14 protein-coding genes are annotated in these 13,109 nt (G+C 69.1%); 7 read left to right on the top strand and 7 right to left on the bottom strand.

Annotated features, from left to right (window positions below):
- Window positions 1-56: 56 nt before the first annotated feature.
- Genes ABDJ85_RS00880 through ABDJ85_RS00865 form a run of 4 tightly spaced genes read right to left on the bottom strand, consistent with a single transcriptional unit; the run spans window position 57 to window position 3,492 of the window.
- Window positions 57-983 carry a tyrosine recombinase XerC gene (locus ABDJ85_RS00880; protein WP_347702841.1) on the bottom strand — a complete coding sequence of 309 codons (927 nt, stop codon included), beginning with the start codon at window positions 981-983 and terminating at the stop codon, window positions 57-59.
- Complete coding sequence (locus ABDJ85_RS00875) at window positions 980-1,690, bottom strand: DUF484 family protein (RefSeq protein WP_347702840.1); 711 nt, start codon at window positions 1,688-1,690, stop codon at window positions 980-982. Before ABDJ85_RS00875 ends, ABDJ85_RS00880 begins: the two co-directional genes overlap by 4 nt.
- The gene (gene dapF / locus ABDJ85_RS00870) at window positions 1,687-2,604 is read right to left on the bottom strand and encodes a diaminopimelate epimerase (protein ID WP_347702839.1); all 918 of its coding nucleotides are present in this window, start codon (window positions 2,602-2,604) and stop codon (window positions 1,687-1,689) included. The genes ABDJ85_RS00875 and dapF overlap by 4 nt, the downstream gene beginning before the upstream one ends.
- A gap of 9 nt (window positions 2,605-2,613) precedes the next feature.
- Window positions 2,614-3,492 carry a lysophospholipid acyltransferase family protein gene (locus ABDJ85_RS00865; protein WP_347702838.1) on the bottom strand — a complete coding sequence of 293 codons (879 nt, stop codon included), beginning with the start codon at window positions 3,490-3,492 and terminating at the stop codon, window positions 2,614-2,616.
- Window positions 3,493-3,630: 138 nt separating this feature from the next.
- Between ABDJ85_RS00865 and metK the strand changes: the two genes are divergently transcribed.
- Complete coding sequence (metK, locus tag ABDJ85_RS00860; RefSeq protein WP_347702837.1) at window positions 3,631-4,812, top strand: methionine adenosyltransferase; 1,182 nt, start codon at window positions 3,631-3,633, stop codon at window positions 4,810-4,812.
- A 252-nt stretch (window positions 4,813-5,064) separates the two neighbouring features.
- On the opposite strand, the gene ABDJ85_RS00855 is transcribed toward metK, so the two are convergent.
- Window positions 5,065-5,748 carry a glutathione S-transferase gene (locus ABDJ85_RS00855; protein WP_347702836.1) on the bottom strand — a complete coding sequence of 228 codons (684 nt, stop codon included), beginning with the start codon at window positions 5,746-5,748 and terminating at the stop codon, window positions 5,065-5,067.
- A gap of 231 nt (window positions 5,749-5,979) precedes the next feature.
- Here ABDJ85_RS00855 and ABDJ85_RS00850 point away from each other — a divergent pair, with 231 nt between their 5' ends.
- The 6 genes from ABDJ85_RS00850 (at window position 5,980) to ABDJ85_RS00825 (ending at window position 12,059) form a co-directional block, all read left to right on the top strand.
- The gene (locus tag ABDJ85_RS00850) at window positions 5,980-6,648 is read left to right on the top strand and encodes a hypothetical protein (protein ID WP_347702835.1); all 669 of its coding nucleotides are present in this window, start codon (window positions 5,980-5,982) and stop codon (window positions 6,646-6,648) included.
- 114 nt (window positions 6,649-6,762) lie between these two features.
- Window positions 6,763-7,440: a hypothetical protein gene (locus ABDJ85_RS00845; RefSeq protein WP_347702834.1), complete on the top strand. Its 678-nt coding sequence runs from the start codon at window positions 6,763-6,765 to the stop codon at window positions 7,438-7,440.
- 176 nt (window positions 7,441-7,616) lie between these two features.
- Window positions 7,617-7,952: a methylglyoxal synthase gene (locus ABDJ85_RS00840; protein WP_347703810.1), complete on the top strand. Its 336-nt coding sequence runs from the start codon at window positions 7,617-7,619 to the stop codon at window positions 7,950-7,952.
- A complete protein-coding gene (locus ABDJ85_RS00835; protein WP_347702833.1) occupies window positions 7,936-10,074 on the top strand; it encodes a putative bifunctional diguanylate cyclase/phosphodiesterase in 2,139 nt (712 codons plus the stop codon). The genes ABDJ85_RS00840 and ABDJ85_RS00835 overlap by 17 nt, the downstream gene beginning before the upstream one ends.
- Window positions 10,075-10,116: 42 nt before the next feature.
- Window positions 10,117-10,281, top strand: coding sequence for a hypothetical protein (locus tag ABDJ85_RS00830; protein ID WP_347702832.1), 165 nt, complete (start codon window positions 10,117-10,119; stop codon window positions 10,279-10,281).
- A gap of 65 nt (window positions 10,282-10,346) precedes the next feature.
- Window positions 10,347-12,059, top strand: coding sequence for an NAD(P)/FAD-dependent oxidoreductase (locus ABDJ85_RS00825; protein ID WP_347702831.1), 1,713 nt, complete (start codon window positions 10,347-10,349; stop codon window positions 12,057-12,059).
- 133 nt (window positions 12,060-12,192) lie between these two features.
- Here the strand turns inward: ABDJ85_RS00825 and ABDJ85_RS00820 are convergent, their stop codons facing one another.
- Window positions 12,193-12,564, bottom strand: a complete 372-nt coding sequence (locus tag ABDJ85_RS00820; protein ID WP_347702830.1) for a hypothetical protein — start codon at window positions 12,562-12,564, stop codon at window positions 12,193-12,195.
- A 65-nt stretch (window positions 12,565-12,629) separates the two neighbouring features.
- A complete protein-coding gene (locus ABDJ85_RS00815) occupies window positions 12,630-13,094 on the bottom strand; it encodes a RidA family protein (RefSeq protein ID WP_347702829.1) in 465 nt (154 codons plus the stop codon).
- Between the last annotated feature and the right edge of the window lie 15 nt (window positions 13,095-13,109).

Raw genomic sequence — 13,109 nt, 5'->3', positions numbered from 1 at the left:
TCCGCCGGGCTGCTGGTGGCGCCCCCTCGGGGGGCTGACGAAGTCAGTAGGGGGGGTCATTTTTTAGCTCGGGGGTGGGCTTGGTCGTAGACCTTGGCCAGGTGCTGGAAATCCAGCGCCGTGTAGATCTGGGTCGTGGTGATGTGGGCGTGGCCCAGCAGCTCTTGCACGGCGCGCAGGTCGCTGCTGGACTGCAGTACATGCGAGGCAAAGCTGTGGCGCAGCATGTGCGGGTGCACGTGGGTGGGCAGGCCGGCGGCCACGGCGCGCTGGGCCAGGGCGGCGCGCAGGCTGGAGGGGCTCAAGCGCCGCCCGCGTGCGCCCACAAACAGCGCCACCTCGTCCGGCAAGGCCAGTTGCCCGCGCTGCGCCAGCCAGGCGCGCAGCGCCGTGGCCGCCGCACTGCCCAGCGGTGCGCTGCGGCGCTTGCTGCCCTTGCCCAGCACGTGCACCTCGGCCGCATCCAGGTCCACCCAGCCGCGCGCCTCGGCGCTGGCTTGCACATCGAGGCCGGTCAGTTCGGCCAGGCGCAGGCCGCTGCCGTACAGCAGCTCGACCACCGCCTGGTCACGCGCGGCCAGCACGGGGTCGGCGGCGGCGGGCGGCGTGTACGAGGCCAGCTGCACCGCGTCGTCCACGCTCAGCGCCTTGGGCAGGGGCTTGGCCGCCTTGGGCGCGCGCAGCCCGTCAAAAGGGTTGCAGCTGACGCGGCCTTGGCGCCCGAGCCAGCGGTAGCAGCTGCGCCAGCAGGACAGCAGCAGCGCGATGGACTTGGGCGCCAGACCCTGGGCGTGCAGCTGCGCCGCCAGGCGCCGGGCCTGGGGCACGAGCAACTGCGTGGGCGCCAGCGCGCGCTCGGCCAGCAGCGCCTGCAGGCGCTCAAGGGCGTTGGTGTAGACCTGCAGCGTGCGCGGCGCCAGCCGCTGCTGCACGCGGGCAAAGCTCAGGTAATCCTGAAACTCGGCCGCGAGCTCTGCAGTCATGCCGCCGGCGGCAGCAAGCGGGCCAGCGCGGCAGCAGCCAGCTCGCCAATGCGGGTCAGGAACTCGGTACCCATCTCGGCGGTGTAGCGCGTCGGGTCGGGCGAGCCCAGCACCAGGAGGCCAAAGGTCTGCGTACCTCGGCGCAGCGGCACGAGGGCCAGCGAGGTGGCGGTGCCGCCGCTGTCCGCGAGGCCCAGCCAGCGCGCGGCCTCAAAGCCCGAGTTCACGCCGCAATAGGGGTGGGCCAGGCTGCCGGCAAAGCTTTGCACGTCGGCACTCACGGCCTGGGTCCAGGTCAGTTCGGCATGGCCTTCGTCCACGCCCCACAGCCGCAGGCCGGCCTGCGGGATCATGAACTCATGTTGCAGCGACTCCAGCAGCACGGCCGGCACGTCCTCGGGCTGGGCGGCTCGCATCAGCTTGAGCGTCCAGCGGTGCAGGCGGTCGGCAATGGCGACGTTCTCCTGCCCGTTGCGGATCATCTCCATCAGGCGCTGCTCCAGCCCCTTGATCTTCTCGCGCAGCATCTCGGCCTGGCGCTCCTGCAACGAGATCGCGCGGTGGCCGTGCGGGTGCGTCAGCTGCACCGTGGCCAGCAGCGCGGCATGCCGCTCGAAGAAGCCGGGCGTGTGGGCCAGGTAGTTGGCGATGTCGCCTTCGGTGATGCCCTGCAGGGCGTCGGCCGGATTCACGGGGGTCTGGCTCACAGGTCGATCTCTCCATCAAAAACTCGGGCGGCGGGGCCTGTCATCAGCACCGGGCTTTGGCCCCCGGCCCATTCGATGCGCAGCAGGCCGCCGCGCGTCTGTACTTCCACGGCAGCATCGAGCCAACCGGCCCGGATGCCCACCACCACCGCCGCACACGCGCCGGTGCCACAAGCCAGGGTCTCGCCCGCGTCGCGCTCGAAGACGCGCAGCGCGATGCGGTCGCGGGCCAGGATCTGCATGAAGCCGGCATTCACCTTGCGCGGGAAGTGCGCATTGGCCTCGATGCGCGGGCCGAGCGTCTCGACCGGCGCGGTGTTGACGTCCGGCACGCGCTGCACAGCGTGCGGGTTGCCCATCGAGACGACACCGACCTCCACGCCTTCAAGAAGGCGACGGGCCGCTCCCGAGCCTTCTTGACCCCCTTGGGGGGCCTGCCTCGCAGAGGCAGGTTCGGGGGCCGACAGGACCGGCCAGAACTCGAAGCCGTTTTCCAGCCGAGGCGTGAGGCCCGAGGCATCAAACGGCAGGGCGGCGTGCTCAAAGACCGGCGCGCCCATGTCCACCGTCACGCGGCCATCGTCCTGCAGTTGCAGGTGGAGGCGGCGGTTCATGGTGTCCACCACCACGCGGCGCTTGTTTGTGAGCCCGGCGTCCACCACATAGCGCACGAAGCAGCGCGCGCCATTGCCGCAGTGCTCCACCTCGTCACCTGTGTTGTTGAAGATGCGGTAGCCGAAGTCGGCATCGCTGGTGGACGGCTCGACGACCAGGATCTGGTCGCAGCCCACGCCGAAGCGGCGGTCGCCCAGGCGACGCATCTGGTCCGGGGTCAGGCTGAAGGGCTCACGCGTCGCGTCAAAGACGACGAAGTCGTTGCCCGCGCCCTGCATCTTGGTGAAGCGCACTCGCATGGGGCGGGATTATCCAGCCGGCCCCGGCGGCGCTGCGCCGATATCCAGCCCGCGCGGCTGCTTGTAGCGGTGGTAGCCCCAGAGGTACTGGCCGGGCGCGCGGCGAATCAAGCCTTCCATTGAGGCGTTGATGGTCGTGGCCGCCAGTTCGGGGCTGGCGTCGGGGGCGATCTCAGGGGCGGGCAGCAGGTGCACGATGTAGCCGCGCCCGGCAGGCAAGCGCTCGCCCCAGATCAGCAGCACCGCCGCCCCGGTCTGCTGCACCAGGCGGCCGGCCAGGGTCATGGTGTAGGCCGGGCGGCCAAAGAAGGGCGCCCAGACACCGAGGCTTTCGGGGGGCACCTGGTCGGGCAGCAGGCCGACGACCTCGCCCTTGCGCAGCGCGCGGATCATCTGCCGCACCCCAGAGAGCTGGGCCGGCGCGGTGGCCAAGCCCGGCCGCTCGCGCGAGCCAGCCATCACCTCGCGCAAGCTGGCCTGGCGGGCGGGGCGGTAGAGCACGGTGATCGGCGCCTCGGGCGAGGTGAAGCGCTCGGCGATCGCCTGGGCGCAGATCTCGAAGCAGCCGAGGTGAGGCGTCAGCAGCACCAGGCCGCGGCCGGCCGCCAGCGCGGCCTCGACGTGCTCGGCACCGTCCCACTGCAGGCGTTGGCCCAAGGGCCGGCCCTTTTGTGCCACCCACAGCCAGGGCAGTTCGGCCGTCATGCGCCCGGCGGCGGCGATGGCGGGCCGGGCTGCAGCCCAGGGGATGCCAGCCTGGGCCACATTGGCCTTGAAGCGCCGCCGGTAGGTGGGCGATAGCCCGTAAACCAACCACCCCAGCAGCCCGCCCAAACCGTGGAGAAACGCCAACGGCAGCCAGGAGATTGCGCGAAACAACCAGATCATGTTTTCTATACTCTGCCGCTATCGCCGAGTTATTGGACTACTTGCGGGCGATTCACAAATCCAGCTAAAGCGTTCGCCGCGCCACCTGGCTAGCACGGCAAGCGCCGAGCCCTCAACCAGCCAATGGAGTTTAAGAACGTGGCGAACGACTTTCTCTTTACCTCGGAATCCGTCTCGGAAGGTCACCCCGACAAAGTCGCTGACCAGATCTCGGATGCCATCCTCGATGCCATCTTCGAGCAGGACCCGCGCTCCCGCGTGGCTGCCGAGACGCTGACCAACACCGGCCTCGTCGTGCTGGCCGGCGAGATCACGACCAATGCGCACGTGGACTACATCCAGGTCGCGCGCGACACCATCAAGCGCATCGGTTACGACAACACCGAGTACGGTATCGACTACAAGGGCTGTGCGGTCCTGGTGGCCTACGACAAGCAATCCAACGACATCGCCCAGGGCGTGGACCATGCGTCCGACGACCACCTGAACACCGGCGCCGGTGACCAGGGCCTGATGTTCGGCTACGCCTGCGACGAAACGCCCGAGCTGATGCCCGCGCCGATCTACTACGCCCACCGGCTGGTGGAGCGTCAGGCCCAGCTGCGCAAGGACGGCCGCCTGCCCTTCCTGCGCCCTGACGCCAAGAGCCAGGTCACGATGCGCTATGTGGACGGCAAGCCGCATTCCATCGACACCGTGGTGCTCTCCACCCAGCACGCGCCCGAGTACAGCTTGGGCAACCGCATGACCGATGCCTTCTACGAGGCCGTACGCGAGGAAATCATCAAGCCCGTGCTGCCCAAGGAATGGCTCACGGCCGACACCAAGTACCTGATCAACCCCACCGGCCGCTTCGTCATCGGCGGCCCGCAGGGTGACTGCGGCCTCACCGGCCGCAAGATCATCGTCGACACCTACGGCGGCGCCTGCCCGCACGGCGGCGGCGCTTTCTCGGGCAAGGACCCGTCCAAGGTGGACCGCTCGGCCGCCTACGCGGCGCGCTACGTGGCCAAGAACGTGGTGGCTGCGGGCCTCGCGCGCCAGTGCCAGGTGCAGGTGGCCTATGCCATCGGCGTGGCCAAGCCCATGAACGTGACGGTCTACACCGAAGGCACCGGCGTGATCTCCGACGACAAGATCGCCGCGCTCGTGAACGAGCACTTCGACCTGCGCCCCAAGGGCATCATCCAGATGCTTGACCTGCTGCGCCCGATCTACGCGAAGACGGCGGCCTATGGCCACTTTGGTCGCGAAGAGCCCGAGTTCACGTGGGAAAAGACGGACAAGGCAGCGGCGCTGCGCGCGGCTGCTGGCCTGTAAGGCCACGAGCAAAGCGAGCTTGGCCGACTTTCGGCGCAGGCTTCACTTCGCTTGCGAAGTGAAGGGCCGTAGGCCCGGCCGAAGCCAACGCACAGACAAAGCGGCAGCGCTGCGCGCTGCTGCCGGGCTGTAAGCCTGGCAGCCGGTCGCGGTAGCGACCGGGGCCGCTTTGGGGCGAAGCTCATGTCGCTTGCGACGTGAGCGAAGACCACAAAGCCGCTCTCCCCTTAAGCCGGCCCCAGGCCGGCTTATTCACGCCCGCGCCGTCCGATACGGCTCGTCTTCGGGGATGAAGTCCTGCTCCTTGAGCGCGTCAAGCACCCAGGCCGCCACGGCCGGGTGGGCCTCGATGGCTTGGCAGTAGGCCGCCGCCGCAGCGCTCAGCGGCAGGCCATAGCGCGTGACGCGCATCACCACTGGCGCGAAGAAGGCGTCGGCGGCGCTGAAGCTGCCGAAGAGGAAGGGTCCGCCGCTCGCCGCCAGCGCCTCGCTCCACAGCTGGTCGATGCGGGCCAGGTCTTGCCGCAGACCAGCGTCCTCGGCCATCAGGCGCGCGCCCACCTCGGGCAGGGCCGCTTCGATGTTCATCGGGCAGACGTTGCGCAGCCGGCCAAAGCCGGCGTGCATCTCGGCGCAGACGCTGCGGGCACGTGCGCGTTGGCGGGCATCGCGGGGCCAGATGGCCAGCTCGGGGTGCCGGTCGGCCAGGTACTCGGCAATGGCCAGCGTGTCCCAGACGGCAAAGCCGTCGTCCTCCACCAGCACGGGCACGCGGGCGGCGGGGGTGATGCGAGCCAGGGTCTCGTAGAAGGCGGACCCGGGCGTCATGTCCAGGCGCAGCAGCACCGCCTCGTGCGGGATCTTGAAGGCCGCCAGCAGCACGCCGGCGCGCATGGACCAGGACGAGTAGTTCTTGTTGCCGATGTAGAGCTTCATGGAATGCAGGCGCGGGCTGTCAAAGCCTGAAGCCTAACGGTGCCAGGCCTTGCACCCGATGAGGGATGCGCAAGGCATTGATGCACGCTGAACGCGATTTCAGCTCTCACTGCGGGCAATATTGCCACGCGCCAGCTACACGGCATGGCGGCATTGGTGTTTACTCCGACCACACCACATCGGGCCCGAGCCCGGGGACTTGTGCGGGACGCAGTTTCAGGAGGAACCCCAGTGCACTCACCGATTTGCCAGCGATTGATGGACGCCCTGTCGGCCGACGGGATGAACGAAACCCATCTCGACACCCTGGTGGCTCATCCGGCCTATTTGCAGATGGGCCTCAAGCTGGCCCTGACGCAGATTGCGCTCCATGAGGCCAAGCCCGTCAACCTCGAACCCATCGAAATGTCGGACGGTGGCTTGCTGTTCAGGCAGCACATCGAGCCTTTGCCCTTTGCGATGCGGGACTGGCAGGTCTACCTGCGGCAGCGCAACAGCAAGGCGGCCGAGAACATGCGCTGCACGCTTGACCCCGCGCGGGCCGAGCTCTTTGGCGATCTCACCTTCCACGAACGCCTGGCGCCCGAGGTGTCGTCGATCTACCTGCTGGAGACCAACCAGGCGCGCATCAGCCCCAAGCAGGCCAGCGAGATGATCAGCGAGATCGCCCCGGAGTCCGCAGCGCGCACCAAGCCCATGCTGGTGTTCGAGCTGCTGCGCTACTTTTGGGACGAGATTACCAACCTCAACGCCGCCTACGTGGTGATCAACGCCGCCATCAAGGACGTGGGCTTTCCGGTCATCTTCAACTCGCTGACGCAGGGCAAGCGCGTGACCTTTGTGCGCGGCATCCCGCAGCAGCACGAGCAATACACGGGCTACTACGCCTGCTGCGGCTGACCGCCGCTGACCGCCGCCGAAGGGGCGGTACGGGGGCCGCGCTTTTCGCGCGATGGCCGGCGGCTGCCTGGCGCAAGATTTGCGCTCCTGCCTGCCATGTTGGAGGGGTGCGCCATGCCAGATGTCGAATCGCGCCGGGTCCTGCTGCGGGCCTGGCTAGCCCTCCCCATGCTGGGCGCCCCGATCCCCACCCGGGCAGCGCCGGCGCTGCGCTTTGAGGTCGAGCTGCGCTGGGTGGTGGTGCGCCTGGCGCCGGCCCTGCAGGCGGGTGTGCGCGACGGCGCGACCGTGATCGGCACGCAGGGCACCGTGTCGCCCCGCTCGGGGGAGGCCAAGGTGCTGAGCACGGGGGCGCAAGCCGTGCGCGTTGAGGCCCTTGCCAGCCTGGTGGTGCAGGACGGCCTGCTCGGGCAGGTCCAACTGCGTGCCCCGGCACCGACCGAACAGCCATTGAGCCTGGACTTTGCGTTGGCGCTGGACGCCCAGGGGCGGCCCGCCCAGCTGTGGGTGGCACCGCGCGCGGCCGGCTCGCCCGAGCGCCCGTTGCGTCTGGCGGTGCGCCCACGCTCGGCCGGCGCCGGCCAGCCCATCACGCTCAGCCTGGAGGCGGCCGCCCCCGATGGCACCGCCGTGCAGACCCAACTGGCGCTGCCCGAGGGCCATTGGCAGCGCGTGGCAACCCTGCAAGACGGCGCGGCCGACCCGGCGCCCGCTGGCACCCTGGCCAGCCGCGATGCCGCCCCGCGAGAGTCGCGCGAGCTTCAGGTCCGGGTTAGACGCGTCCTTCGGTAGATGGGTGGGTAGGCGCTTGCGCCAGCGCATTTCTGCGCGAAACCCGCCGAAAAATGAGGGCCCGCCTGGCGTTGGCGGCCTGCCACGGGCTGTGGGTCCTACAGTCGGCCAGTTTTGGTCCCGGAGCCCTCGCTTTGAAGCTTGCCTTGATCGCCCACGATGGCCGCAAAGACGCCATGCTCACGCTGGCGGGCCAGTTCCTGCCGCTGCTGCGCCGCTGCCAGCTGGTGGCCACGGGCACCACGGGCGCGCGGCTGGCCGCCGCCCATGGGCTGACGATCGAGCGCTGCCTCTCCGGCCCGCTGGGCGGCGACCTGCAGATCGGGGCCCAGCTGTCGGTCGGCGCCATCGACGGCGTCATCTTTCTGCGCGACCCGATGACCCCGCAGCCCCACGAGCCCGACATCAATGCCCTGGTGCGCGCCTGTGACGTGCACGACGTGCCCTGCGCCACCAATGTGGCCACGGCTCGGCTGCTGCTTCAGCGTTGGAGCGATGACGACCCCGATTGACGCTCGTCGAGGCCTGCGCATCCGCGTCCGGCTCAGCCTGGCCTTTGCGGCCTTGCTGGCGCTCGTCGTCCTGCTGGCCGCGCTGGCCATGCGCGCGCAGGACAGCCTCGATGGCGCGCTGGAGCGCCTGCTGGGCCAGCAGAGCGCGGCGCGCGACACCATCCACCAGATCACCACCAGCGCCGAGGACGCGACGCGCAAGCTGCTGACGCTGATGCATCGCGAGCGCACGCGCCGCATCCCGGCCTATGCCGACATCGACGCCGCACACCGCCGGCTCGACACCGCCCTGCAGCGCCTGGACCAGACCCTGCCGGTCGCCGCCTCCGCCGAGGTCAAGCAACTGCTGATGGAGCGCCTGCGGGACTTCCGGCGCCAGTACGACCTGACGGTGGACCTCATCGAGGCCAATGATTTCGAGGCGGCCCGGCAGTCCTTGAGCGGGCCGGTGGAGGAGGCGCTGTCGAGCTTCCTCGTCGCCGTGCAGACCCTGTCGGCCCAGACCGACCAGGCCGCTGCACTGGAGGTGGAACGGCTGCGCAACGAGACGGCCTCCACGCGCCGCTGGATCTACATCGTCTGCGCGGTGGCCTTTGTGCTCGGGGGGGTGCTGGCGGTGGCTGTCACGCGCTCCATCGCGCGGCCCCTGCGCCGCCTCACCGCCGCTGCCGACCGCATTGCCCAAGGCGACTACCAGCTCGACCTGCCGGTCGACCGTATCGATGAGCTCGGAGAAGTGGCCCAGGCCATGGGCACCGTGGCCCAGGCCGTGGCCGAGCGCGAAACTGCGCTGCGCCGCATGGGCAATACCGACCTGCTCACCGGCCTGGCCCAGCGCGCCCGCTTCATTGCCGAGGGCGACAGCCTGCTGGCGCGCCTGGCCCAGAGCGACGAGGTGGCCGCCCTGCTGTGCATCGACGTGGACCGCCTCAAGGCCGTCAACGCGGTGCTGGGCTTCGAAGCCGGGGACGCCCTGCTGCGCGGCGCGGCCGGCAAGCTCAATGTGATGTTCGAGGGCATTGCCGCCTACGGCCGGCTCGGTGGCGGCACCTTCGTGGCCTTGGTGCCCCTGTTGCGCTATGACCAGATCGGCGCCATGGCCGCCCACCTGCGCGACGAGGTCGAACACAAGCTCTCCTGGCAGGGCCAGGGCCTGGACCTGTCGGTGTCCCTGGGCATCGCCCACTGGCCCGTGCATGCGGACAGCACAGAAGGCCTGCTGCGCCGGGCCGAGCAGGCCATGTTCGAGGCCAAGCGCGCGCGCCAGCACGTGGTGGTCTACAACCCGGGCCTGGAGGCCTCGCGCGAGCTGCACCTGTCGCTGCTGTCAGACCTGCAGGCCGCCATCCAGGGCGACCAGCTGCGCCAGTACCTGCAGCCCAAGCGCCACTTGCGCAGCGGCCGCGTGGTGGGTGTCGAAGCCCTGGTGCGCTGGCAGCATCCTGAGCGCGGCTGGCTGCCGCCCAGCGAGTTCGTGCCCTTTGCCGAGAGCAGCGGCCGCATCCGCCTGATCACCCAGTGGATGCTGACCCGCGCTGCCCAGACCCTGGCGCGCTGGCAGGCCGAAGACGTGGACCTCTACATCGCCGTCAACGTCACCACGCTCGACATCCAGGACCTCGGCCTGCCCGAGCGGGTGCGCGCCGTGCTGGCCGAGTACCGCGTGGACCCGCGCAAGCTGCAACTCGAAGTCACCGAGACCGGCCTGATGGCCAGCGGCAACGACCCCATCACCGTGATGCACGGGCTGCGCCGCCTGGGCGTGCGGCTGGCCATTGACGACTTTGGCACCGGCCAGTCGTCGCTCGGCTACCTGCAGCGCCTGCCGGTGGACGAGCTCAAGGTGGACCGCAGCTTCGTCGAAAACGCCCACCTCGACCCCAAGCGCCGCGCGCTCCTGAGCGCCATCGTCGGCATCGGCCACAGCCTGGGCCTGACGGTCACGGGCGAGGGCGTGGAGTCCGTCGAGGAACTGGGCGTGGTGGGCGATTGCGGCTGCGATCTGGTCCAGGGTTTCCACGTCGCGCGGCCGCTCGATCTGGACGACTTCGAGGCCTGGCGGCTCGACCCCGACAACGACGAGCTTTTCCGCGCCGAATGGCAACGTTCCGCCTTCGCCTAAAATCTGCACCCTTTTCTGTCTGACCCCCTGCTGGAGCCATCAATGGGCAACAAGATCGTCACCGAAGCGGACCGCCGCGCCTCCCCCCGCCCCGCCGCCCCCAAGGGCGTCACCTTCACCACTGGCAAGGGCCAGAAGAGCAGCCTGGAGCGTGGGTCCCACACCCGCTCCAAGAAGAACCCGGGCAAGCGCCCGCATTCGGGCTGATCGGCTGACTGCCCTGCACTGACAGGCCCTTCGCGGGCCTGTTTGCATTTCATGATCCGCATCTCATGATTCGCATCACCGAGCTGCGCCTGCCGCTGAATCACGCCGAGGACGCCCTGCGCCCGGCCGTGGTCGCGCGCCTGGGGCTGCAGGACGCGGAGCTGGCCGCCTTCACCGTCTTCCGGCGTGGCTACGACGCGCGCAAGAAGCGCGACATCTGGCTGGTCTACACGGTGGACTGCGAGCTGGCCCCGGGCGTGGACCAAGCGGCCCTGCTGGCCCGCTTTGCGGTCGACCACCACATCCGGCCCACGCCCGACACCGGCTACCACTTCCTGGCCCAAATTGGGAAGGATGGCGGCGACTTCACCGGGCCCCGGCCCGTGGTCGTCGGCTTCGGGCCCTGCGGTATCTTCGCGGCCCTGATCCTGGCGCAGATGGGCCTGCGGCCCATCGTGCTGGAGCGTGGCAAGCAGGTGCGCGAGCGCACCCAGGACACCTGGGGTCTGTGGCGCGAGCAGCGGCTCACGCCAGAGTCCAACGTCCAGTTCGGCGAGGGCGGGGCCGGCACCTTCTCGGACGGCAAGCTCTACAGCCAGATCTCCGACCCGCGCCACCTGACGCGCAAGGTGCTGACCGAGTTTGTGAAGGCCGGCGCGCCCGAAGAGATCCTCTACGTCTCCAAACCCCACATCGGCACCTTCCGCCTGGTCAGCATGGTGATCAAGATCCGCGCCGAGATCGAGCGGCTGGGCGGGGAGATCCGCTTCCAGCAGAAGGTGACGGACCTATTGATCGAGGATGGCGCGGTCCGGGGTGTGCAGCTTGAATCCGGCGAGCAGATCGACACCCGCCACGTGGTGCTGGCCCTCGGTCACAGCGCGCGCGACACCTTCACGATGCTGCACGCGCGCGGCGTCTTCATGGAGGCCAAGCCCTTCGCCATTGGCTACCGGATCGAACACCCGCAAAGCATCATCGACGCGGCGCGCTTTGGCCCCAACGCCAAGCACCCGCTGCTGGGTGCGGCCGACTACAAGCTCGTCCACCACGCCGCCAATGGCCGCGCGGTCTACAGCTTTTGCATGTGCCCTGGCGGCACCGTGGTGGCCGCCACCAGCGAGCCCGAGCGCGTCGTCACCAATGGCATGAGCCAGTACTCGCGCAACGAACGCAATGCCAATGCCGGCATCGTCGTCAACATCAGCCCCGAGGACTACCGGCAGGATGGCAAGCGCGATGGCAGCCCCGTGAGCCCGCTCGACGGCATGGCCTTCCAGCGCTTCTGGGAGAGCCGCGCTTACGAGCTGGGTGGCGGTGGCTACCTGGCACCGGCCAGCCTGGTGGGCGACTTCGTCAAGCGCCAGAAGAGTGCCGCGCTCGGCAGCGTCGAGCCCAGCTACAAGCCCGGCGTGACCCTGGTCGATTTGCAGCAGAAGGCCCGTGGCTCCTTGCCCGACTACTGCCTCGACGCCATCCGCGAGGCCATCCCCGCCTTTGCCAAGCAGATCCCCGGCTTCGACCGCGCCGACGCCGTTTTCACCGGCGTCGAGACCCGTACCTCCAGCCCGCTGCGCGTCACGCGCGGCCGCGACTACCAAAGCCTCAATGTGCGCGGCCTCTTCCCGGCCGGTGAGGGCGCGGGCTATGCCGGCGGGATCATGTCTGCCGGCGTCGATGGCATCGAGGTCGCCGAGGCCCTCGCCGCCGATCTGCTGAACTTGCCCGACGCCCCCGTGCTCAAGGGCAAGGCCTCAAAGGCTGGCGGGCAAAGTTGAGGCCCCTCGCCCCCTCATGCCGCGCTGAACGCTGGCTTGAGGGGGCGGTCCCCCGAGGGGACGTCAATGCTGGAGGCACTGAGCCACCAGCATTGCCCCAGGGGCCGGCTTGGGGCGGCCCGGCGCTCGGCCCTCAAGGCATGGTCCGTCGCAGCAGGGCGCAACCCGCCAAAAAGGCGCCGCAGGCCGCAACCGAGATCAGCAGCAACTGCAGGTCGCTCGGGAACACCAGCACATAGCCCTTGCCCTTGATCAGCGAGGCAAAGCTGGAGACGCCAAACGGCATCATGAAGAGTCGGAAGGTCTGCCAGCGGTCTGTCTGGGCACCCTTGGCCACACTGAGCTGCAGGGCGAAGCCGATCACGGCGCTGATGCCGACCGAGTTGAGCCAGAGGGTGGGGCTGGGGTCGAACAGCGCCACCACGGTGACCAGGTACCAGATCAGATAGCACCACAGCACCTGCTTGCCGGCAGGCAGGTGGGCGAAGTAACGAAGCAGGGGCATCGGGCGGGATCAGGGCGTTGCGATACGCCGACCGCAGCAAGAACAGTGCCTTGGCGGGTCTTGGCTCAGCGCGGGAACGCGGCAATCAGCTCCACTTCCAGCACCAGCTCGGGGGCAAACAGTTTTTGCACCTGCGCCCAGGTGGCGGCGGGCGTGGCGCCGGCGTAGAAGCGCTTGCGGGCCTCCATTTGGGTGAGCATGGCCGGCAGGTCGGTGGCGTAGAGGTTCTCCTTGACCACGTTCGAGAAGTCGAGGCCCTGGCGCTTGAGCACCTGGCGCAGTTCCTCGTAGACCTGGGGCACGGCCTTGTCCATTGGACCTGCCGCCACGATGCCCGAGATGTAGAGCATGTTGCCGCTGCGCACCGCCTGGCAGTAGCCGATGTCGCGCTCCGAGGCCTCGTGGCCGTAGACGCAGCCCTGTGGCTTCACAGGCGTGGCGGCCTGTGCCAGCGCGCTGGCGGTGTGCAGGCTGGCGAGCAGGCTGATGAGGGCGATCAGCAGGGGACGGGGCGTCAGGGCAGCGGGCATGGGGGGCTCCAGCGG

The organism is Roseateles paludis, from assembly GCF_039872745.1.
Taxonomy (GTDB): Bacteria; Pseudomonadota; Gammaproteobacteria; order Burkholderiales; family Burkholderiaceae_C; genus Pelomonas; species Pelomonas paludis.
This window is presented reverse-complemented; position numbering and strand designations above follow the sequence as displayed.

Excerpts from the sequence above, each read along its gene's own strand:
- ABDJ85_RS00855 (WP_347702836.1), bottom strand. The coding sequence starts at position 5,748 with ATGAAGCTCTACATCGGCAACAAGAACTACTCGTCCTGGTCCATGCGC.
- dapF (WP_347702839.1), bottom strand. The coding sequence starts at position 2,604 with ATGCGAGTGCGCTTCACCAAGATGCAGGGCGCGGGCAACGACTTCGTC.
- ABDJ85_RS00845 (WP_347702834.1), top strand. The coding sequence starts at position 6,763 with ATGCCAGATGTCGAATCGCGCCGGGTCCTGCTGCGGGCCTGGCTAGCC.
- ABDJ85_RS00830 (WP_347702832.1), top strand. The coding sequence starts at position 10,117 with ATGGGCAACAAGATCGTCACCGAAGCGGACCGCCGCGCCTCCCCCCGC.
- ABDJ85_RS00825 (WP_347702831.1), top strand. The coding sequence starts at position 10,347 with ATGATTCGCATCACCGAGCTGCGCCTGCCGCTGAATCACGCCGAGGAC.
- ABDJ85_RS00840 (WP_347703810.1), top strand. The coding sequence starts at position 7,617 with ATGCTCACGCTGGCGGGCCAGTTCCTGCCGCTGCTGCGCCGCTGCCAG.
- ABDJ85_RS00835 (WP_347702833.1), top strand. The coding sequence starts at position 7,936 with ATGACGACCCCGATTGACGCTCGTCGAGGCCTGCGCATCCGCGTCCGG.
- ABDJ85_RS00880 (WP_347702841.1), bottom strand. The coding sequence starts at position 983 with ATGACTGCAGAGCTCGCGGCCGAGTTTCAGGATTACCTGAGCTTTGCC.
- ABDJ85_RS00815 (WP_347702829.1), bottom strand. The coding sequence starts at position 13,094 with ATGCCCGCTGCCCTGACGCCCCGTCCCCTGCTGATCGCCCTCATCAGC.
- ABDJ85_RS00865 (WP_347702838.1), bottom strand. The coding sequence starts at position 3,492 with ATGATCTGGTTGTTTCGCGCAATCTCCTGGCTGCCGTTGGCGTTTCTC.
- ABDJ85_RS00820 (WP_347702830.1), bottom strand. The coding sequence starts at position 12,564 with ATGCCCCTGCTTCGTTACTTCGCCCACCTGCCTGCCGGCAAGCAGGTG.